Annotated in this window: 20 protein-coding genes; 11 read left to right on the top strand and 9 right to left on the bottom strand. The window is 68.6% G+C overall.

The genetic code is table 11. The features are described 5' to 3' along the window. Positions 1–102: 102 nt before the first annotated feature. Complete coding sequence (locus CW362_RS33800) at positions 103–420, bottom strand: cupin domain-containing protein (RefSeq protein ID WP_103553427.1); 318 nt, start codon at positions 418–420, stop codon at positions 103–105. A gap of 81 nt (positions 421–501) precedes the next feature. Between CW362_RS33800 and CW362_RS33795 the strand changes: the two genes are divergently transcribed. From CW362_RS33795 to CW362_RS33775, 5 genes are all read left to right on the top strand, one after another. Further along, on the top strand, positions 502–879 hold the full coding sequence (locus CW362_RS33795) for a phage holin family protein (protein WP_103553426.1): 378 nt from the start codon (positions 502–504) through the stop codon (positions 877–879). 18 nt (positions 880–897) lie between these two features. Beyond that, positions 898–1,389: a low molecular weight protein-tyrosine-phosphatase gene (locus tag CW362_RS33790; RefSeq protein WP_103553425.1), complete on the top strand. Its 492-nt coding sequence runs from the start codon at positions 898–900 to the stop codon at positions 1,387–1,389. Beyond that, positions 1,386–2,585, top strand: a complete 1,200-nt coding sequence (locus CW362_RS33785; RefSeq protein ID WP_240658169.1) for a cystathionine gamma-lyase — start codon at positions 1,386–1,388, stop codon at positions 2,583–2,585. Before CW362_RS33790 ends, CW362_RS33785 begins: the two co-directional genes overlap by 4 nt. Positions 2,586–2,799: 214 nt before the next feature. Continuing rightward, entirely contained in the window at positions 2,800–3,705 is a 906-nt protein-coding gene (locus CW362_RS33780) for a LysR family transcriptional regulator (protein WP_103553424.1), read from the top strand. A gap of 183 nt (positions 3,706–3,888) precedes the next feature. Next, the gene (locus tag CW362_RS33775) at positions 3,889–4,371 is read left to right on the top strand and encodes an NUDIX domain-containing protein (protein ID WP_103553423.1); all 483 of its coding nucleotides are present in this window, start codon (positions 3,889–3,891) and stop codon (positions 4,369–4,371) included. Between the two features lie 34 nt (positions 4,372–4,405). Here CW362_RS33775 and CW362_RS33770 read toward each other — a convergent pair whose 3' ends face one another. Next, complete coding sequence (locus tag CW362_RS33770) at positions 4,406–5,038, bottom strand: HAD family hydrolase (RefSeq protein ID WP_103553422.1); 633 nt, start codon at positions 5,036–5,038, stop codon at positions 4,406–4,408. Between the two features lie 157 nt (positions 5,039–5,195). On the opposite strand from CW362_RS33770, the gene CW362_RS33765 reads away from it, so the two are divergent. Continuing rightward, positions 5,196–6,062 carry a GNAT family N-acetyltransferase gene (locus CW362_RS33765; protein ID WP_103553440.1) on the top strand — a complete coding sequence of 289 codons (867 nt, stop codon included), beginning with the start codon at positions 5,196–5,198 and terminating at the stop codon, positions 6,060–6,062. A gap of 233 nt (positions 6,063–6,295) precedes the next feature. Then, positions 6,296–6,748 (top strand): GNAT family N-acetyltransferase, encoded by a 453-nt coding sequence (locus CW362_RS33760; protein ID WP_103553421.1) that lies wholly within the window; start codon positions 6,296–6,298, stop codon positions 6,746–6,748. Between the two features lie 70 nt (positions 6,749–6,818). Here CW362_RS33760 and CW362_RS33755 read toward each other — a convergent pair whose 3' ends face one another. Then, complete coding sequence (locus CW362_RS33755) at positions 6,819–8,204, bottom strand: serine hydrolase domain-containing protein (RefSeq protein WP_103553420.1); 1,386 nt, start codon at positions 8,202–8,204, stop codon at positions 6,819–6,821. Between the two features lie 72 nt (positions 8,205–8,276). Beyond that, on the bottom strand, positions 8,277–9,743 hold the full coding sequence (gene dnaB, locus CW362_RS33750; RefSeq protein ID WP_103553419.1) for a replicative DNA helicase: 1,467 nt from the start codon (positions 9,741–9,743) through the stop codon (positions 8,277–8,279). A gap of 459 nt (positions 9,744–10,202) precedes the next feature. Between dnaB and CW362_RS33745 the strand changes: the two genes are divergently transcribed. Beyond that, positions 10,203–11,540: an MATE family efflux transporter gene (locus CW362_RS33745; RefSeq protein WP_103553439.1), complete on the top strand. Its 1,338-nt coding sequence runs from the start codon at positions 10,203–10,205 to the stop codon at positions 11,538–11,540. A 231-nt stretch (positions 11,541–11,771) separates the two neighbouring features. Here the strand turns inward: CW362_RS33745 and rplI are convergent, their stop codons facing one another. From rplI to rpsF, 4 genes are all read right to left on the bottom strand, one after another. Next, complete coding sequence (rplI, locus tag CW362_RS33740) at positions 11,772–12,218, bottom strand: 50S ribosomal protein L9 (protein ID WP_103553418.1); 447 nt, start codon at positions 12,216–12,218, stop codon at positions 11,772–11,774. Positions 12,219–12,236: 18 nt separating this feature from the next. Next, the gene (rpsR, locus tag CW362_RS33735) at positions 12,237–12,473 is read right to left on the bottom strand and encodes a 30S ribosomal protein S18 (protein WP_003949403.1); all 237 of its coding nucleotides are present in this window, start codon (positions 12,471–12,473) and stop codon (positions 12,237–12,239) included. Positions 12,474–12,530: 57 nt separating this feature from the next. Next, positions 12,531–13,121, bottom strand: a complete 591-nt coding sequence (locus tag CW362_RS33730) for a single-stranded DNA-binding protein (RefSeq protein ID WP_103553417.1) — start codon at positions 13,119–13,121, stop codon at positions 12,531–12,533. 74 nt (positions 13,122–13,195) lie between these two features. Next, positions 13,196–13,486: a 30S ribosomal protein S6 gene (gene rpsF, locus CW362_RS33725; RefSeq protein ID WP_037615007.1), complete on the bottom strand. Its 291-nt coding sequence runs from the start codon at positions 13,484–13,486 to the stop codon at positions 13,196–13,198. 287 nt (positions 13,487–13,773) lie between these two features. Here rpsF and CW362_RS33720 point away from each other — a divergent pair, with 287 nt between their 5' ends. The 3 genes from CW362_RS33720 to CW362_RS33710 all read left to right on the top strand — a co-directional run bounded on the left by CW362_RS33720 (position 13,774) and on the right by CW362_RS33710 (position 16,560). Then, entirely contained in the window at positions 13,774–14,085 is a 312-nt protein-coding gene (locus CW362_RS33720) for a hypothetical protein (protein ID WP_103553416.1), read from the top strand. Between the two features lie 163 nt (positions 14,086–14,248). Beyond that, positions 14,249–15,370: a peptidoglycan bridge formation glycyltransferase FemX gene (gene femX, locus CW362_RS33715; RefSeq protein WP_103553415.1), complete on the top strand. Its 1,122-nt coding sequence runs from the start codon at positions 14,249–14,251 to the stop codon at positions 15,368–15,370. Between the two features lie 158 nt (positions 15,371–15,528). Then, positions 15,529–16,560 carry an alanine racemase gene (locus CW362_RS33710; RefSeq protein WP_103553414.1) on the top strand — a complete coding sequence of 344 codons (1,032 nt, stop codon included), beginning with the start codon at positions 15,529–15,531 and terminating at the stop codon, positions 16,558–16,560. A 90-nt stretch (positions 16,561–16,650) separates the two neighbouring features. Here CW362_RS33710 and CW362_RS33705 read toward each other — a convergent pair whose 3' ends face one another. Beyond that, entirely contained in the window at positions 16,651–18,156 is a 1,506-nt protein-coding gene (locus CW362_RS33705) for a glycosyltransferase family 87 protein (RefSeq protein WP_103553413.1), read from the bottom strand. Between the last annotated feature and the right edge of the window lie 81 nt (positions 18,157–18,237).

Below are 18,237 nucleotides of genomic sequence, written 5' to 3'. Positions count from 1 at the left end.
CGATGTCTCGCATCCGATGCTAGGCCGGGGAGGGGGCCGTGCGGTGGCCTCGCATCCCTTGTCCTCCCCTGACCGTCCCCCTAGGGAACCCTGAGACGCCTGTCAGCTCTCGGGCGGAGAGAACACCACCAGGACCCGCAGGTCCTCCGTGATGTGGTGGAACTTGTGGGCGACCCCGGCGGGTACGTAGACGACGCTGCCCCGGGCCACCTGGGTGGTCTCCAGACCGACCGTGATCGACGCGCGCCCGCTGACCACGAAGTACACCTCGTCCTGGGCGTGCGGCTTCTGCGGATCGAGGGCGCCGGCGTCGAGCGCGTACAGCCCGACCGACATGTTCCGCTCACGCAGAAACTGCAGGTACGCACCGTCGTTGGCGGCACGTTCCGCCTCCAGTTCATCCAGCCGGAATGCCTTCATCGCCCTCGTCCGCTCCTGTGCACCGCAGGCTGTGTCCACAGCCTCTTCTGGCCAGTCGATCTCTCTGCCACGATCAGACACATGAAGAATTTCGTAGTCAAGACGCTCGCCAACGCGGGGGCCCTGGCCGTCGCCGTCTGGCTGCTCGACAAGATCACCCTGACGGGCGACAGCACGGGCAAGAAGATAGGCACGCTCCTCCTCGTCGCGCTGGTCTTCGGGCTGGTGAACTCTCTGGTCAAGCCGATCGTGAAGGTACTGACCTTCCCCCTCTTCATCCTCACCCTCGGCCTGATCACCCTTGTGGTGAACGCCTTGATGCTGCTGCTCACCTCGTGGCTCGCCGACAAACTCGACCTGAGCTTCCACGTGGAGGGCTTCTGGACCGCCGTCCTGGGCGGCCTGATCATCTCCGTCGTGTCCTGGGCGCTCAACGTCGTGCTGCCCGACGGCGACTGAAACGGCCGGGAGAGTCCCATGACCTACCGTGTCTGCTTCGTCTGCACCGGCAACATCTGCCGCTCACCGATGGCCGAGTCCGTCTTCCGCGCCCACGTGGCACGAGCCGGACTCGACGGGCTGGTCGAGGTCGACAGCGCGGGTACGGACGGCTGGCACGAGGGCGACGGCGCCGACGAGCGCACCGTCGCCGTGCTGGAGGCGGGCGGCTACGAGAGCGACCACTCGGCCCGGCAGTTCCGGGCCTCGTGGTTCTCCCGTCTCGATCTCGTCATCGCCCTCGACACGGGCCACCTCAAGACACTGCGCCGCCTCGCGAACAGTCCCGGCGACGCCGAGAAGGTCCGGCTGCTGCGCTCGTACGACCCCGCCGCGGGCGGCGCCCTGGACGTCCCTGATCCGTATTACGGACATATGGACGGCTTCGAGGAATGTCTTGAGATGGTGGAGGCGGCGAGCCCCGGGCTGCTCGCCGCTGTACAAGAACGACTGGAGGAACGAACGGCATGACGTCAGGGGATTTCGTCACGGCGAACGGCGAGGGTACGGGCTCCGCGGGAGAGAGCGGGGACACGCGGGCGACGGTGCCGGGCGACGGCACACGAGCGGTGCGCGCCGGGCTGCCCGAGCCCGTCAAGTACGAGCCGACCCTTCCCGGTCCGGTCTTCGCCGCGCACTTCCATCTGCCCGGCGACCCCACCGGCCCCTACACCTACGGCCGCGACGAGAACCCGACCTGGACGCTCCTGGAACGCGCCATCGGCGAGCTGGAGGCGCCCGGGCTGGACTCCGCCGAAACGCTCTCCTTCCCCTCCGGCATGGCCGCCATCTCCGCCGTGCTCTTCTCGCAGCTGCGGGCCGGTGACATCGTCGTCCTGCCCGACGACGGCTACCAGGTGCTGCCACTGGTCCGCGAACAGCTGACCGCGTACGGCATCGAGGTGCGCACCGCCCCCACGGCCGGAGACGCCCAGCTGGAGGTGCTGGACGGTGCGAAGCTGCTGTGGATCGAGACGCCCTCCAATCCGGGGCTCGACGTCTGCGACCTGCGACGCCTCGTCGCCGCCGCACACGCGCAGGGCACCCTCGTCGCCGTCGACAACACGCTGGCCACCCCGCTCGGACAGCGCCCGCTGGAACTGGGCGCCGACTTCTCCGTGGCCAGCGGCACGAAGATGCTCACCGGGCACGGTGACGTCCTCCTCGGGTACGTCACCGGCAGGGACGCCGGTCTGATGGCTCCCGTACGGCGCTGGCGCAAGATCGTCGGCGCCATCCCCGGGCCCATGGAAGCCTGGCTGGCCCACCGCTCGCTCGCCACGCTCCAGTTGAGGGCCGACCGGCAGACCGCCACCGCGAGGACGGTCGCCGAGGCCCTGCGGGACCGCCCCGAGGTGACGGGGCTGCGCTACCCGGGGCTGCCCGACGACCCCTCGTACAAGATCGCCTCGCAGCAGATGCGCCGCTTCGGATGCGTGGTCTCCTTCACGCTGCCCTCGCGCGAGCGTGCGGAGCGTTTCCTCGGGGCGCTGCGCCTGGTGGACGACGCCACCAGCTTCGGCGGGGTGCGGTCCACGGCCGAGCGGCGCGGCCGGTGGGGCGGCGACGCCGTCCCGGAAGGCTTCATCCGCTTCTCCGCCGGCGCCGAGGATCCCGAGGACCTGGTGACGGACATCCTGCGGGCCCTCGACGCGTCCGCGGAGTAAGCGTCCGCCACCACGGGACCAGTGTTCCCCTACGTACGACGGACGGTCCGAGCCTCCCCCCTCGTGGCTCGGACCGTCCCGGTTCTGCGCGCGAAGAACCGCGCGAACAAGGCTAGTTGACTCTGTGTCAGTGTCCAATCACGATAGCGACAGCGACCTATCGACTTATTTATAGTTGAGGTTCGCGCGGGGGTGCTGAAAGGGGAGGGGCACCATGGACTTGGCCTTGCTGCGCACGTTCGTGACTGTGCACCGGGCCGGTTCCTTCACTCGTGCCGCCGCGCTGCTCGGCCTGTCCCAGCCTGCCGTCACCTCGCAGATCCGCACGCTGGAGCGCCAGTTGGGACGCCCCCTGTTCCTGCGACAGGCGCGTGGGGTGACGCCCACGACCATGGGCGACGAACTCGCCCACAAGGCGGCACCGCATCTCGATGCCCTCGTGGAGATCGCCGAGACCGGTCTCGACGAGGACTCGTCCTTTCGCACGCTGCATCTCGCGGGACCGCCCGAGTTCACCGCAGAACGCGCGTTACCCGCTCTCATGGAAATGACCGGCGTCGGCGGCCAGGGCTTCGCACTGCGCGCCGCCTTCGGCAACGCGGAGGAGACGATGGAGGGGCTCGCCGCCGGACATCACGATCTGGCCCTGACGACGGCCCGACCACGTGGTGCGCTTCTCACCGCGACTCCTCTCTGCGACGAAGAGCACGTCCTGGTGGCCTCTCCTCGCTGGGCCGCCGAAATCGGTCCGGGCAAGCTCCGCCGCAAGGGCGCCCACGCGCTCGAGGGCTTCCCCGTTGTCGAAGTCCACGAGTCGCTGCCGCTCGTCGCCCGGTACTGGGCCTCTGTCTTCGACTGCCGCCCGGCCGCCTCCGGCACGGTGATCGTCCCGGACCTACGGGCGGTCCTCGCCTGTGCCTCCGCGGGCGCCGGTCTCGCCGTCCTGCCCAAATACCTCTGCTCCGACGCCATCGAGCGCGGAGACGTCGTGGCGCTCCTCGATCCCGCGGTACCCCCGCTGCGTACGTACTTCCTGGTCGTGCGGACCGGAACACTGGCGATGCCCCACATCGCCCGAGCACACGAATGGCTGCTGCGCGCGGCCTCCGGATGGAGCTGAGGCCGGCACGGCCCGGGAAGCCGGGACACGTGGCGGAGAAGCCGCCGTCGAGGCCCGGGGCGCGGCAGCGCGGGAAACCACCCGTCACCCGATTCCCCGGCGCCCAGGGAGGTCTTCAGGGCGTTTCCCGCGGAATCGGCCCCGCGATGTTTCACGTGGAACCAGCCGGGCCACATTTCTCCCATGACCGTCCGACCCGTGGTCAAGCGCACCGCACGTGCCGTCCTGCTCGACGGCGACGACCTGATCCTGATCAAGCGCACCAAGCCCGGCGTCGATCCCTACTGGCTCACACCGGGTGGCGGGGTCGAACCGGAGGACACGACTGTCGTCGAAGCGCTCCATCGCGAGGTGCACGAGGAACTCGGCGCCAAGATCGTCGATGTGGTTCCCTGCTTCGTCGACACGGTCGAGCACATCGGCGACGACGGCGGCGCGACCGGTGTGAAGGTCCAGCACTTCTTCGTCTGCCGGCTGGAGTCCATGGACCCGGCCCTGCGGCACGGTCCCGAGGTGGACGAACCCAGCGGTGAGTACGAGATCGTCCGCGTCCCGTTCACCCGGGTCGGCATCGCCTCCGTACACCTCGTGCCGCTTTCACTGAGGCACTATCTCGACGGAAACATCGAAGGTGTCCGAGCCATGCACGCACCCGATCTGGGCTGACAGGGAAAGACACCGACGGGGCGACCGTCCTCGATCACCCGGTTCGGCACACCAGTCGATAGGCGGCGCCCAGGTCCCGTCCCACGTAGGAGTGCGTGGCGAGGTCCCGCAGATGCCGGTCCGCGTTGACCGCGACGGACACCGGTACAGCGCCGAAGAGATCCTTGTCCGAGCCGGAGTCTCCGTAGGCGACACAGTCGGCTCGGCTCACCCCGAACTCCTCACAGAGCAGGTCCGCGATCCGCACCTTCGCCGCGGCGCTGAGAATGCCCGTCGGATCCAGCGGCTCCGCGAACGGCACGGCGGGAAAACGGGAGCCGTGGGTCGCGTGCGCTCCCCACGACAGCAGGCGCTCCACGAAGAAGGAGGGCGACAACGAGACGACGGCGCAGTAGTCGCCGTTCCGCCGGATCTCCCTCCAGACCTCCTCGATCCCCGACATCCACGGCGCACCCTCGAAAGCCGCCGTCACATGCGCCTCGGTGAGATCCGCCCACAGAGCATGCACCTGTGCCGCATACTCCGGAGGTCCTATACGCCCCTCGGAGATGGCTCTTTCGAGTGCGACGGTCTCAGCCTCCAGACCGAGTTGCCGGGAAAGCTCCAACGGCGCGGTGCTGCCATGGAGCAACGTTCCGTCGAGGTCGAAGAGATGAAGTCTCGCCATGTCCGTCGAGGCTACTGGGGCAACCGGCCTCCATGAGCCGGTGTCTCACATGATCGGCTGTGCACTCGCCGCCGCTGAGCGGAGTATGGCCAAAAGCCGGTAGAACTGTCGGGAAAGCGGTGGACGGCATGGGCCCTTGTCGGACAGCCTGACCTGCGTGTCGACTCCTTCCCTCGCCGCCCTGCCCATTCGCCGTCTGACGCCCCGCGACCTCGTCGCCTGCGCCGACTTGTCCGAGGACCGGGGCTGGCCCCGTGAGGAGCACAAGTGGGGTCTGCTACTCGCCGGGGGGACCGGATACGGGATCGACGACCCCGTCGGCGGTCTCGTCACCGCGTGCGTGGTGACGGAATACGGACCGCACGAGCGTCCCGAACTGGCCGCGATCGGCATGGTCCTCGTCGCCGAGCGGCACGCACGCCAGGGCGTCGGCCGTCGCCTGATGCGGCACGTCATCGAGAGGATGGGCCCTACCCCGTTGACCCTGCACGCCACCGTGTACGGGCGCCCGCTCTACGAGGAGCTGGGATTCAAGGTCATCGGCCGGGCGGAGATGGTCCGTGGGGCGTTCACTCCTGACGACACCGAGTCCGGAGTCTTCACCCGTCCGGCCACGGCGGAGGACCTCGCCCCCGTCCTCCGGCTGGACGAAGAGGTCTTCGGTACCGACCGCACCCACATGATCACTCGGCTGCCCGCCTTCGCGGACCAGCTGCGCGTGGCCGAGGAGAACGGCCGGATCACCGGCTACGCGGCCGCCTGGCCCAACATGGCCACCCAGGTCGTGGGTCCGCTGGTGGCCCGGGACACGACGACGGCGAAGGCTCTCGTTTCCTCGCTCGCCGCCCGCACCGACCGCCCGTTGCGCACCGACATCGACACGAGGCACGAAGACCTGCTGAGCTGGCTGAAGGAACGCGGGCTGGCCTCCGTCGGCTTCAACGCGGTCATGGCGCACGGGATCCCCGAGCTCCCCGGTGACTGGACCCGTCGCTTCGCACCGCTGACCGTGGCCGCCGGCTAGGGATCCGACGGCTGCGGACACAGCATGTGCCGGTCCTCCCGTGCGCAAGGGAAGACCGGCACATCCGGACGGCCGATCGGACGGCCGTCACGGTGGACCGGAACACCACCCGCGACGAACGGTAGGGACGGCCGAGAACCCCGCGACCTGGCCCTCCGGTCCGGGTCGCGGAGTCGGCGAGCACGCCGGCCCGTCCCGCCCCTTCCCCGAGCGTGCCCTCGTAGGGTGCACTCATGGCAGATCTTGAGATACGGACCGCGGTCGCCGACGACGTACCCGCCATCGTCGCGATGCTGGCCGACGACCCACTGGGCGCCCGACGTGAATCACCCGACGATCTGACTCCATACCTGGCCGCCCTGCGGCGGCTGAGCAGCGACCCGAACCAGCATCTGGTCGTCGCCGTCCGCGAAGGCCGCGTCATCGGCACGCTACAGCTCACCGTGATCCCCGGACTGTCCCGCAGAGGGGCGACGCGCTCCGTCATCGAGGCCGTGCGCATCCACGCCGACGAGCGCGGCAGCGGTCTCGGGACAAAGCTCATCGAGTGGGCCATCGAGGAATCCCGCCGCCAGGACTGCCGATTGGTCCAGCTGACCTCCGACGTCTCCCGCACCGACGCCCATCGCTTCTACGAGCAGCTCGGATTCGAGGCCTCCCACATCGGCTTCAAGCTACCGCTCTGAGAAGCCCGCCGCCCACGGGATGCGGGGGGCCTGTTTCACGTGAAACAGGCCCCCCGCATCCCGTGGGCGTCTACCGAACTCCTCGCCAGCCCTCCGGGTCCACTCCGCCGGGCACCGGAGCGCTCTCGTCGTACGGCCGGCGCGTGAACACGAACGACCCGAGGTCCAGGTGGCTCACGGAGCCGTCGGGCCGTCGCAGGGGCCGCAGAAGCTCGCCCGCGTAGTAGCCCTCGAGTCCCGTCCACGTCCCGTCACCGTTCGCCCTGAAGCGGGCTCCCCAGCCGACACCCGAGAGCGGGCCCAGCACCAGCCCTCCGTCGGCCGGCAGCCGCAGGCCGTAAGCCTGAGTCCCCCAGTACCACTGCCCCGCCAACTCCAAGGCGCTCTGGTCGACTTCGGCCATCGGGCTCCAGGGGTCGGGGATCCGCGGCTCCGCCTCGGCGACGATCCGGACCAGATCGGTGGCCACGGTGAACACGGGCGGCCCCGAAGTGCAGTTGGACAGCACCACCGCGGCCACGTCGTCCTCCACACCGATCACCAATCCGGCGAGGAATCCCGGCAGGGAACCGGAGTGTCCTACGAGGGTCCGGCCGTCACGATGCACGATCTGCAGGGCAAGCCCGTACGAAGATCCCGCCGCCAGCTCGGCGGTCTCGGGCGGAGCGGCAGGCGCACGCATCTCCTTGACGGACTCCGCGCTCAGCACCCGGTCGTCACCATGAGCGAGAAAGACGGCGAAGCGGGCCAAATCCCGTGTGGTGGACCACAGTTGTCCGGCAGGAGCCATGCGTCCGAGGTCCTCCGCGGGTTCGGGCATCATCGCGTCCGCCCAGGGGTGCACCGCCCATCCCCCGGCGTGCGGCGCCTGCGGACGGGCGCTCGTACGGTGCAGGCCGAGCGGTTCGAGGATCTCGCGGCGCAGCACTTCTTCCCAGGGCGCGCCCCGCAACTCCTCGACCAGCGCTCCGAGCAACGTGTAGCCGGGGTTCGAGTAGTGGTACCGGCGTCCGACCGGATGTCTGAAGGGCTGCTCGCCCAGTACGTCGGCCAGCTCGGGACGCAGCGAGCCGGATGTGCGCTCCCACCACGGCTCCGGCGACTCGGCGGCCAACCCTCCGGTGTGGGCGAGCAGTTGGGAGATGGTGACCTCCCCCGCGCCGGTGCCGGGCACGTGCTTCTCCAGCGGGTCACCGAGATCCAGGACACCCTCGTCGCGCAGCCTCAGCACCAGAACGGCGGTGAAGGTCTTGGTGATGGAGCCGATCCGGTACTGCACGTTCTCGTCCGGGCCGTGACCGGGCACCGAGGTCCGCGCACCGGTCCATACCGCCTTCCCGCCGCGGACCACCGTCGCGACGAGCGACGGCGTCCGCCCCTCGCTCTGCGCGACGGCGATACGGTGCAGCAGGGCCCGGCGTGTGCCGGGAAGCAGATCATCGTGGGATGTCGTCATGACACCAGTCCACCCGCCCGGGCGCCGGACGTCGAGCGGATTGGACCGGAGCGGCCTCGCGGGACCTCCGGATCAGGTCTGTGCCATGTCCACGAAGCGCGAGTAGTGACCCTGGAAAGCCACCGTGATCGTCGCCGTCGGACCGTTACGGTGCTTGCCGACGATGATGTCGGCCTCGCCGGCGCGGGGTGACTCCTTCTCGTAGGCGTCCTCGCGGTGGAGCAGGATGACCATGTCGGCGTCCTGCTCGATCGACCCGGACTCACGCAGGTCGGAGACCATGGGTTTCTTGTCCGTCCGCTGCTCGGGGCCACGGTTGAGCTGCGACAGCGCGATCACCGGCAGTTCCAGCTCCTTGGCCAGCAGCTTCAGGTTTCGCGACATGTCGGAGACCTCCTGCTGGCGGCTCTCGGAGCGCTTGCCGCCGGACTGCATCAGCTGGAGGTAGTCGATGACCACGAGCTTGAGGTCGGCACGCTGCTTGAGGCGGCGGCACTTGGCACGGATCTCCATCATCGACAGGTTCGGGGAGTCGTCGATGTAGAGAGGGGCGGCCGAGACGTCCGGCATACGGCGGGCGAGCCGGGTCCAGTCCTCGTCCGTCATGGTGCCGGACCGCATGTGGTGCAGTGCCACACGCGCCTCGGCGGACAGCAGGCGCATCGCGATCTCGTTGCGGCCCATTTCGAGCGAGAAGATCACGCTGGGCATGTTGTGCTTGATCGAGCAGGCACGGGCGAAGTCCAGGGCCAGCGTCGACTTACCCATGGCGGGACGGGCCGCGATGATGATCATCTGACCGGGGTGCAGACCGTTGGTGAGGGAGTCGAGGTCGGTGAAGCCGGTCGGTACGCCGGTCATCTCCCCCGAACGCGATCCGATCGCCTCGATCTCGTCGAGCGCGCCCTCCATGATGTCGCCGAGCGGCAGATAGTCCTCGGTGGTGCGCTGCTCGGTGACCGCGTAGATCTCGGCCTGGGCGCTGTTGACGATCTCATCGACGTCGCCGTCGGCCGCGTACCCCATCTGCGTGATGCGCGTGCCGGCCTCGACCAGGCGGCGCAGGACCGCGCGCTCGTGCACGATCTCCGCGTAGTACTCGGCGTTCGCCGCGGTCGGGACCGTCTGGACCAGCGTGTGCAGATAAGGTGCGCCGCCGACCTTGGTGATCTCGCCGCGTCTGGTGAGCTCGGCCGCGACCGTGATGGGGTCGGCCGGTTCGCCCTTCGCGTACAGGTCGAGGATCGCTCCGTAGATGGTCTCGTGCGCCGGCCGGTAGAAGTCGTGGCCCTTGAGCACCTCGACGACGTCGGCGATGGCGTCCTTCGACAGGAGCATGCCGCCGAGGACGGACTGCTCGGCGTCGAGGTCCTGGGGCGGTACCCGTTCGAAGGACGAGCCGCCGCTCTCCCATGATCCGTTGTCCCGGTCGTGCTGCTCGTCGCGGCCTCGGCCACCGTTCCCACGTCGGCGGGAGGGCAGACGATCACTGGGACCACTGTCCGCCCAGGGGTCGTCCAAGGGCTCGGAAACAGTCACCGAGCCACCTCCTCCCGTCCGCGGAGCGGACCTAGCAACGCCTTCAATTCCTACGGCACGGCACTGACAACCGAGGTGCCCGACTCCGGATCTCGCGCGTCGGTTTTACGTGCTTTCCGAGGACCGAGGAGAGAACAGGCGCCGCACCACGTTAGGCCCGCGGGCAGCCTCAGCCAATCCGGTTATCCACAGGGCATGTGGACGACGGCCCCGATGCTGTGGAGAACTCCGCGAAACCTGTGTACGACCCGGTGGACAGCCCTGTGAACAAGCCCTCAGCCTTTCTGAAGAACAGGCTCTGACCTGGCGTTTTCCCGTCCACCGGCTGTGCAGAAGAAAAACTTTCCCACCCGGATCAAGATCGTCCCAAGCAGTGCGCCACGACACACCCGACACGACACAAAGTAAGGGTCCATACTCCTTTGCATCTCTTACCTGTGGAAGATTAGATTGATGCCCATGACACAGGCTCCCGCGATACCCAAGGCCGCCCGGCGACGGCACGACCGAGAGATCGTCGCGCTGGCCGTCCCGGCGTTCGGCGCACTCGTGGCCGAGCCTCTCTTCGTGCTGGCCGACAGTGCCGTCGTCGGCCATCTCGGCACCGCACAGCTGGCCGGACTCGGCGTCGCCTCGGCCCTCCTCATGACGGCTGTCGGAGTCTTCGTCTTTCTCGCCTATGCCACGACGGCCGCGGTCGCCCGCAGGGTCGGTGCCGGCGATCTGCGGGCCGCGATCCGCCAGGGCATGGACGGCATCTGGCTCGCCCTGCTCATCGGCGTGGCCGTGATCGCCGTCGCCCTGCCCGCCGCCCCCTCCCTCATGGAGTTGTTCGGCGCCTCCGACTCCGTCGCCCCGTACGCGACGACCTATCTGCGGATCTCGGTGCTCGGCATCCCCGCCATGCTCGTCGTGCTGGCCGCCACCGGAATACTGCGCGGACTCCAGGACACGAAGACCCCGCTGTACGTCGCCGTCGGAGGCTTCGTCGCCAATGCGGTTCTCAACGCCGCCCTCGTCTACGGCACCGGTATGGGCATCGCCGGATCCGCCTGGGGAACGGTCATCGCTCAGTGCGGCATGGCTGCCGTCTATCTCTGCGTCGTCATCCGCGGAGCACGGAAGCACGGTGCCTCCCTGCGGCCCGACACCGCCGGCATACGAGCCTGCGCCCAGGCCGGCACCCCTCTGCTCGTCCGAACGCTGTCGCTCCGCGCGATCCTCCTGATCGCCACGGCTGTCGCCGCCCGCCTCGGGGACGCCGACATGGCGGCACACCAGATCGTCCTGTCGCTGTGGAGCCTGCTCGCCTTCGCCCTCGACGCCATCGCCATCGCTGGACAGGCCATCATCGGGCGCTACCTCGGTGCGGACGACGCCCGTGGTGCCCGTGAGGCATGCCGCCGCATGGTGCAGTGGGGGCTCGCCACCGGTCTCGTCCTCGGTCTGCTGGTCATCGCGGCTCGCCCGCTGTTCCTTCCCCTGTTCAGCGGCGACTCCGGCGTACAGGACGCGGCACTGCCCGCACTGGTGGTGGTGGCTGTCTCCCAGCCGATCTGCGGGATCGTCTTCGTCCTGGACGGCGTACTGATGGGCGCGGGCGACGGACCGTACCTGGCCCGGGCCATGCTGCTCACCCTGGCGGTGTTCACACCCGCCGCCCTGCTCGTTCCCGTCCTCGGCGGCGGGCTGGCCGCGCTCTGGGGAGCGATGACGCTGATGATGACGATGCGGATGCTGACCCTGTGGCTGCGCTCCCGCTCGGGCCGCTGGATCGTCACGGGTGCGACCCGCTGACGTACATCCGACGGGCACACTCCCGGGGAGTGGCTCGTTGACATACGCCGGACGGTCCCGGGGAGTGACTCGATGACGTACGCCGGACGGTCCCGGGACGCCGACGGCAGTTTCACGTGAAACGACGGTCCCCGGCATCTGAGGAAAGCCATACGGACGCGCTCAGGGAAAGCGGAAGGGCCGCGCCCCGAGGGGTGCGGCCCTTCCTCTCAGCTATGCCGAGTGCTGCGTTCAGGCAGCGACGACCTCGATGGTGACCTTGGCGGCAACCTCGGGGTGCAGACGCACGGACGTCTCGTGAGAGCCCAGGGTCTTGATGGGCGAGCCCAGCTCGACGCGGCGCTTGTCGACCTCGGGGCCACCGGAAGCCTTGATCGCCGAAGCGACGTCGGCCGGGGTGACGGAACCGAAGAGACGGCCGGCGTCGCCGGAGCGAACGGCCAGGCGGACCTTGACACCCTCGAGGCGGGCCTTGATCTCGTTGGCCTGCTCGATGGTCGCGATCTCGTGGATCTTGCGAGCACGACGGATCTGCTCGACGTCCTTCTCGCCGCCCTTGGTCCAGCGGATCGCGAAGTTCCGCGGGATCAGGTAGTTGCGAGCGTAGCCGTCCTTGACGTCGACGACGTCGCCGGCGGCACCGAGGCCGGAGACCTCGTGGGTAAGGATGATCTTCATGTGTCGGTCACCCTTCCTTTATCGCGCGGTGGACGTGTAGGGCAGCAGCGCCATCTCACGGCTGTTCTTCACAGCCGTGGCGACGTCACGCTGGTGCTGCGTGCAGTTGCCGGTCACGCGGCGGGCACGGATCTTGCCGCGGTCGGAAATGAACTTCCGCAGCATGTTCGTGTCCTTGTAGTCCACGTACGTGACCTTGTCCTTGCAGAACGCGCAGACCTTCTTCTTCGGCTTGCGCACAGGCGGCTTCGCCATGGTGTATCTCCTGTGTGATCAAGAAGTGGGGGTACGGCCCACCCTCGGCCCTGAGGCCTAGAAGGGGGGCTCGTCCGAGTAGCCGCCGCCGGAGCCGCCGGAGCTTCCGCCCCAGCCACCGCCACCGCCGCCGCCCTGGTTGCCACCGGCGGGAGCGCCGGTCGCCCAGGGGTCGTTGTCCGGGGCGCCGCCGCCCTGCTGACCGCCGCCGGGGCCTCCGCCCCAGCCGCCGCCCTGCTGGCCGCCGCCACCGCCGCCGCCGTAACCGCCCTGACCGCCCCGGCCCGTGGTCTTGGTGACCTTGGCCGTGGCGTTCTTCAGGCTGGCGCCGACTTCCTCTACGTCCAGTTCGTAGACCGTGCGCTTGACGCCCTGGTTGTCCTCGTAGGACCGCTGCTTCAACCGGCCCTGCACGATGACGCGCATGCCGCGCTGGAGCGACTCGGCGACGTTCTCCGCCGCCTGACGCCAGACCGAGCAGGTCAGGAACAGGCTCTCGCCGTCCTTCCACTCATTGGTCTGACGGTCGAAGGTGCGGGGAGTGGACGCGACACGGAACTTCGCGACCGCCGCACCGGAAGGGGTGAAGCGCAGCTCGGGGTCGTCGACAAGATTGCCGACGACCGTGATGACGGTCTCGCCTGCCATGGGGGAACCTCTCGGCGGGTTTGCTGCTGGCTGCTGGTACTACTCGATGCCCGAGATCAGCTGAGCTGGAGAGCTCAGTGGGTCTCGGGGCGGAGGACCTTGGTCCGGAGGACCGACTCGTTCAGGTTCATCTGGCGGTCGAGCTCCTTGACGACCGCAGGCTCGGCCTGCAGGTCGATGACCGAGTAGATGCCCTCGGGCTTCTTCTTGATCTCGTACGAGAGACGACGACGGCCCCAGGTGTCGACCTTCTCGACCTTTCCGGCGCCCTCACGGACGACGGAGAGGAAGTTCTCGATCAGGGGGGCGACAGCGCGCTCCTCCAGATCGGGGTCGAGGATGACCATCACTTCGTAGTGACGCATGTGGAACCCACCTCCTTTGGACTCAGCGGCCACGGTCGTTCCGTGGCAGGAGGGTTGTGATGCGTACGCAACGGTATCGGCCGCCACTGACAATCGGGCCGCCGATCGGTGAACCGAGCGGCGATCCCTGTCGTGACCTGGCCTTGAGCCTGGGCAGACACCGGTGCAGACGGTACAGACTACCTGCACACCTGCTTCCGGTTGAAATCCGACCGGGTTGGCCGTCAATCTGTACACATCGGGTGTGTATGGCGCTACGATGCGCCGCCTTCCGCAGGAGGTGCCTCATGGCACAGACAATGCGTCCCAGTACCACCGGCTCACTCTTCGCCACGGACGGCAAGCCTCATCCCCTCCAGGACACCCTGCTCGCGGTGACCCTGGTGTGCGGAGTCCTGGCGTTCGTCACGTCGATGTTCCACAGCCTCCATCTGCTGAGCTCGTGGTCCGGTCTGGTCGGGATCCTCGCCGGTGCCTACGGCCAGTTCATCTCCGAGACGACCCGGGAACGCTTCGGGCTGATCGTCGGCCTCGGCCTCTCGGGCGTCGGTTTCTATCTCGGGCTGGCCCACGGCGGCCTCTTCGGCGGTGTGATCTGAGTCGAACGTCCGTTTTCCCCTGACCTCGGGACGCCTCGCACCGCGTCCCGGGGATCCAGGTCCCATACGGCCATTCGGGGTGCTCGCGGGGCGCAGTAGGCTTCGGCGCGAGAGCCGGAGCCCTTGTACCCATGGGGACACACCAGCCCGAGGAGCGCCCCTAATGAGCCTGACCCTGAGGACCATCAGCCGAGAGCAGCATCTGGCATACATCCAGAGCCTGCCCGCGGCCAGCCACATGCAGGTCCCCGCGTGGGCGGACGTGAAGGCCGAATGGCGCTCCGAGAACCTCGGATGGTTCGACGACAAGACCGGCCAGATGGTCGGCGCGGGCCTGGTGCTGTACCGCCAGCTGCCCAAGATCAAGCGCTATCTCGCCTACCTGCCCGAGGGCCCGGTCATCAACTGGTTCGCGCCGAACCTCGACGACTGGCTGCAGCCGATGCTCGCGCACCTCAAGCACCAGGGCGCCTTCTCCGTGAAGATGGGCCCGCCGGTGATCATCCGGCGCTGGGAGGCCACGTCCATCAAGGGCGGCATCCAGAACCCGGATGTGAAGCGTCTGCGCGACATCGAGGCCGACTTCATCGAGCCGCGCGCCTTCGAGGTCGCCGACAAGCTGCGCCGCATGGGCTGGCAGCAGGGCGAGGACGGCGGTGCCGGCTTCGGCGACGTCCAGCCCCGCTACGTCTTCCAGGTGCCGCTGGCCAACCGTTCCCTCGAAGAGGTCCACAGGAACTTCAACCAGCTGTGGCGCCGCAACATCAAGAAGGCCGAGAAGGCCGGCGTCGAGGTCGTCCAGGGCGGTTACCAGGACCTGGAGGAGTGGCAGCGGCTCTACGAGATCACCGCGATCCGCGACCACTTCCGGCCGCGCCCGCTCTCGTACTTCCAGCGCATGTGGACGGCCCTCAACACCGAGGACCCCAACCGCATGCGGCTCTACTTCGCTCGCCACAACGGAGTGAACCTTTCGGCGGCGACGATGCTCGTCGTCGGCGGACACGTCTGGTACTCCTACGGCGCCTCGGACAACATCGGGCGCGAGGTCCGGCCCTCGAACGCGATGCAGTGGCGCATGCTGCGCGACGCGTACGCCCTGGGAGCCACGGTCTACGACCTGCGCGGCATCTCCGACTCGCTGGACGAGACCGATCACCTCTTCGGTCTGATCCAGTTCAAGGTGGGCACGGGCGGAGAGGCCGCGGAGTACCTCGGCGAGTGGGACTTCCCGCTCAACAAGCTGCTCCACAAGGCTCTCGACATGTACATGTCCCGTCGCTGAGCCGTCCGGAACCGCGTCCCGGGCCACCGGAACGCCCCGAATCGCAGCCCGGGCCGCCGAACCGGCCCGGGACAGCCCCATCGGCCCCGCGAATCGGCGACAATTCCTTTTCATACCCCTGATACACCGCAGCCACGAGAAAGGTTCCGGGACCGGCCATGGCGCTCACGCTCTACGTCGACACCGCGCGCTGGCGGGCACACCACAAGCAGGTGTCCGAGCAGTTTCCGGGGCTCGTACCCGTCTGCAAGGGCAACGGTTACGGCTTCGGCCACGAACGGCTCGCGGACGAGGCCACCCGTCTGGGCTCGGACATCCTCGCCGTCGGCACCACGTACGAGGCCGCCCGGATCAAGGACTGGTTCGGCGGCGACCTGCTGGTCCTGACGCCGTTCAGGCGCGGCGAGGAGCCCGTACCGCTGCCCGACCGCGTCATCCGCTCCGTGTCGTCCGTCGACGGCGTGTACGGCCTCGTGGGCGCCCGCGTCGTCATCGAGGTGATGTCCTCGATGAAGCGGCACGGCGTGAGCGAGCAGGAACTGCCGCACCTGCACTCCGCCATCGAGAACGTCCGGCTGGAGGGCTTCGCGATCCACCTGCCGCTGGACCGCACGGACGGCTCGGACGCCGTCGAGGAGGTCATCGGCTGGATGGACCGCCTCCGCGCGGCCCGGCTGCCCCTGCACACGATGTTCGTCAGCCACCTCAAGGCCGAGGAACTCGCGCGGCTCCAGCGGCAGTTCCCGCAGACCCACTTCCGCGCCCGCATCGGGACGCGGCTGTGGCTGGGGGACCACGAGGCCACGGAGTACCGCGGGGCCGTCCTGGACGTCACGCGCGTCTCCAAGGGCGACCGCTTCGGCTACCGACAGCAGAAGGCCGCCTCCGACGGCTGGCTCGTGGTCGTGGCGGGCGGTACGTCGCACGGGGTGGGCCTGGAGGCCCCCAAGGCCCTGCACGGCGTCATGCCGCGCGCCAAGGGCGTCGCGCGCGCCGGTCTCGCGACGGTCAACCGGAACCTTTCTCCGTTCGTCTGGGCGGGCAAGCAGCGCTGGTTCGCCGAACCCCCGCACATGCAGGTCTCGATCCTCTTCGTGCCCCACGACGCCACGGAGCCCAAGGTCGGCGACGAACTGGTGGCCCATCTGCGGCACACCACCACGCAGTTCGACCGCGTCGTCGAGCGCTGACCGGGGATCCGGCGCGCTCCGGCACAGCGAAAAGGCCGTACACGGTGTCCGTGTACGGCCTTTCGCGTGGCTCTTCCGTGTCCCGTTCGCTCAGAGCGAACGGTCTCCGGGTACAGGGTCCTCACGCCAATCGGCCCCGGGGACCCCGTCGAAGTGCGCCGCGTGCCGCCGCGGGTGTCCGGCCGGGCCGAGGACGAAGACGTCCTCCGCGCCGTCGAGGATCCCGCCCGACGGGTCGTCGTCGCCCTCACGGCGCACCACGTCGTGCTCCGGCAGGAAGATGTCCCGTACGACCATCGCGCACAGGTACAGCGTCCCCAGCAGGTGGACGGCGATGGCGACCTGGTACCCGTCGGTCGGCAGGCCCTTGTGGGCGTCCCCGCTGGTCGTGTACGCGAGGTACATCCAGATACCGAGGAAGTACGCGACCTCGCACGCCTGCCAGACGAGGAAGTCCCGCCAGCGCGGCCGGGCCAGCACCGCGAGGGGGACCAGCCAGAGCACGTACTGCGGCGAGTAGACCTTGTTCGTGAGGATGAAGGCCGCGACGATCAGGAAGGCGAGCTGGGCGAGGCGGGGGCGACGGGGGGCGGTGAGCGTGACGGCGGCCAGACCCGCACAGATGATCACCATCATCACCAGGGCCCACGTGTTGGCCGTGTCCGGTGTGATCGCGATCTTCATCCACTGCGAGACGAACAGGAAGACCGAGCCGAAGTCGACGCCGCGGTCGTGGCTGAAGCTGTAGAACTTCGACCACCCCTCGGGCGCGAGGTACATGACGGGAAGGTTCACGACCAGCCAGGCGCCGACGGCACCGAGCAGCGCCGTACCGAACTCGCGCCACCTGCCGACGCGCCAGCACAGCAGGAAGAGCGGCCCGAGGATCAGGAACGGGTAGAACTTGGCGGCCGTGGCGAGCCCGATCAGGACGCCGAAGGCGAGCACCCGTCCGCGGGACCACATGAGCATCGCGGCGGCCAGCAGGGCCACGGCGAGGAGGTCCCAGTTGATCGTGGCCGTGAGCGCGAAGGCGGGCGCCAGGGCGACCATGAGGCCGTCCCAGGGGCGACGGCGGTGGGTGCGCGCGGTGCACACGGCGATGACGGCCGCGCACGCCATCAGCATCCCCGCGTTGACCATCCAGTAGACCTGCTCCTGGTGCTGGATGCTCCCGCCGCCGGGAGTGAGCCAGGCCGCGACCTCCATGAACACACCGGTCAGCACCGGGTACTCGAGGTAGTCCATGTCGCCGGGGAGCTTGTCGAAGTACGGCACGAGACCGTCGGCGAAACCCCGCCCCTGATAGAGGTGCGGGATGTCCGAGTAGCACGCGTGCGTGTACTGCGAGCTGGCGCCGAAGAACCAGCCGCCGTCGTAGCAGGGCAGTTTCTGGACCATACCGAGGGCGAACATGCCGATCATCACCAGCGCGACGACCCGCACGGGCGTCCACCAGGACGTCCCGAGCAGGGCGCGCCGCCCGATGGGGCCGCCGATCAGCTCACTGCCGGCGGTGGCGATCTCGTCATCCCTGGTCGGCCGCACCGGCTCCGGCTCGTGAACGCTCGCTCGCGTCGTCTCTGCACTGGGCATGCCGCACATCCTGCCGTACGTGTCTGAGAAGGGAAGCAGGGACGACCCGGGAAGGGACGCCCCTGGAAACGCCTTCGCGGG

Origin of the sequence: Streptomyces populi (genome assembly GCF_002911015.1) — a bacterium.
GTDB lineage: Bacteria > Actinomycetota > Actinomycetes > Streptomycetales > Streptomycetaceae > Streptomyces > Streptomyces populi.
The sequence above is the reverse complement of the archived record's forward strand: the minus strand, read 5'-3'. Positions and strand labels throughout refer to the sequence as shown.

Bases quoted from the DNA above. Each gene is read 5' to 3' on its own strand.
- CW362_RS33785 (WP_240658169.1), top strand. From the start codon at position 1,386: ATGACGTCAGGGGATTTCGTCACGGCGAACGGCGAGGGTACGGGCTCC.
- rpsR (WP_003949403.1), bottom strand. From the start codon at position 12,473: ATGGCGAAGCCGCCTGTGCGCAAGCCGAAGAAGAAGGTCTGCGCGTTC.
- CW362_RS33790 (WP_103553425.1), top strand. From the start codon at position 898: ATGACCTACCGTGTCTGCTTCGTCTGCACCGGCAACATCTGCCGCTCA.
- rplI (WP_103553418.1), bottom strand. From the start codon at position 12,218: ATGAAGATCATCCTTACCCACGAGGTCTCCGGCCTCGGTGCCGCCGGC.
- CW362_RS33760 (WP_103553421.1), top strand. From the start codon at position 6,296: ATGGCAGATCTTGAGATACGGACCGCGGTCGCCGACGACGTACCCGCC.
- CW362_RS33775 (WP_103553423.1), top strand. From the start codon at position 3,889: ATGACCGTCCGACCCGTGGTCAAGCGCACCGCACGTGCCGTCCTGCTC.
- rpsF (WP_037615007.1), bottom strand. From the start codon at position 13,486: ATGCGTCACTACGAAGTGATGGTCATCCTCGACCCCGATCTGGAGGAG.
- CW362_RS33705 (WP_103553413.1), bottom strand. From the start codon at position 18,156: ATGCCCAGTGCAGAGACGACGCGAGCGAGCGTTCACGAGCCGGAGCCG.
- CW362_RS33730 (WP_103553417.1), bottom strand. From the start codon at position 13,121: ATGGCAGGCGAGACCGTCATCACGGTCGTCGGCAATCTTGTCGACGAC.
- CW362_RS33710 (WP_103553414.1), top strand. From the start codon at position 15,529: ATGGCGCTCACGCTCTACGTCGACACCGCGCGCTGGCGGGCACACCAC.
- CW362_RS33745 (WP_103553439.1), top strand. From the start codon at position 10,203: ATGACACAGGCTCCCGCGATACCCAAGGCCGCCCGGCGACGGCACGAC.
- femX (WP_103553415.1), top strand. From the start codon at position 14,249: ATGAGCCTGACCCTGAGGACCATCAGCCGAGAGCAGCATCTGGCATAC.
- CW362_RS33795 (WP_103553426.1), top strand. From the start codon at position 502: ATGAAGAATTTCGTAGTCAAGACGCTCGCCAACGCGGGGGCCCTGGCC.
- CW362_RS33800 (WP_103553427.1), bottom strand. From the start codon at position 420: ATGAAGGCATTCCGGCTGGATGAACTGGAGGCGGAACGTGCCGCCAAC.
- CW362_RS33720 (WP_103553416.1), top strand. From the start codon at position 13,774: ATGGCACAGACAATGCGTCCCAGTACCACCGGCTCACTCTTCGCCACG.
- CW362_RS33755 (WP_103553420.1), bottom strand. From the start codon at position 8,204: ATGACGACATCCCACGATGATCTGCTTCCCGGCACACGCCGGGCCCTG.
- CW362_RS33770 (WP_103553422.1), bottom strand. From the start codon at position 5,038: ATGGCGAGACTTCATCTCTTCGACCTCGACGGAACGTTGCTCCATGGC.
- CW362_RS33780 (WP_103553424.1), top strand. From the start codon at position 2,800: ATGGACTTGGCCTTGCTGCGCACGTTCGTGACTGTGCACCGGGCCGGT.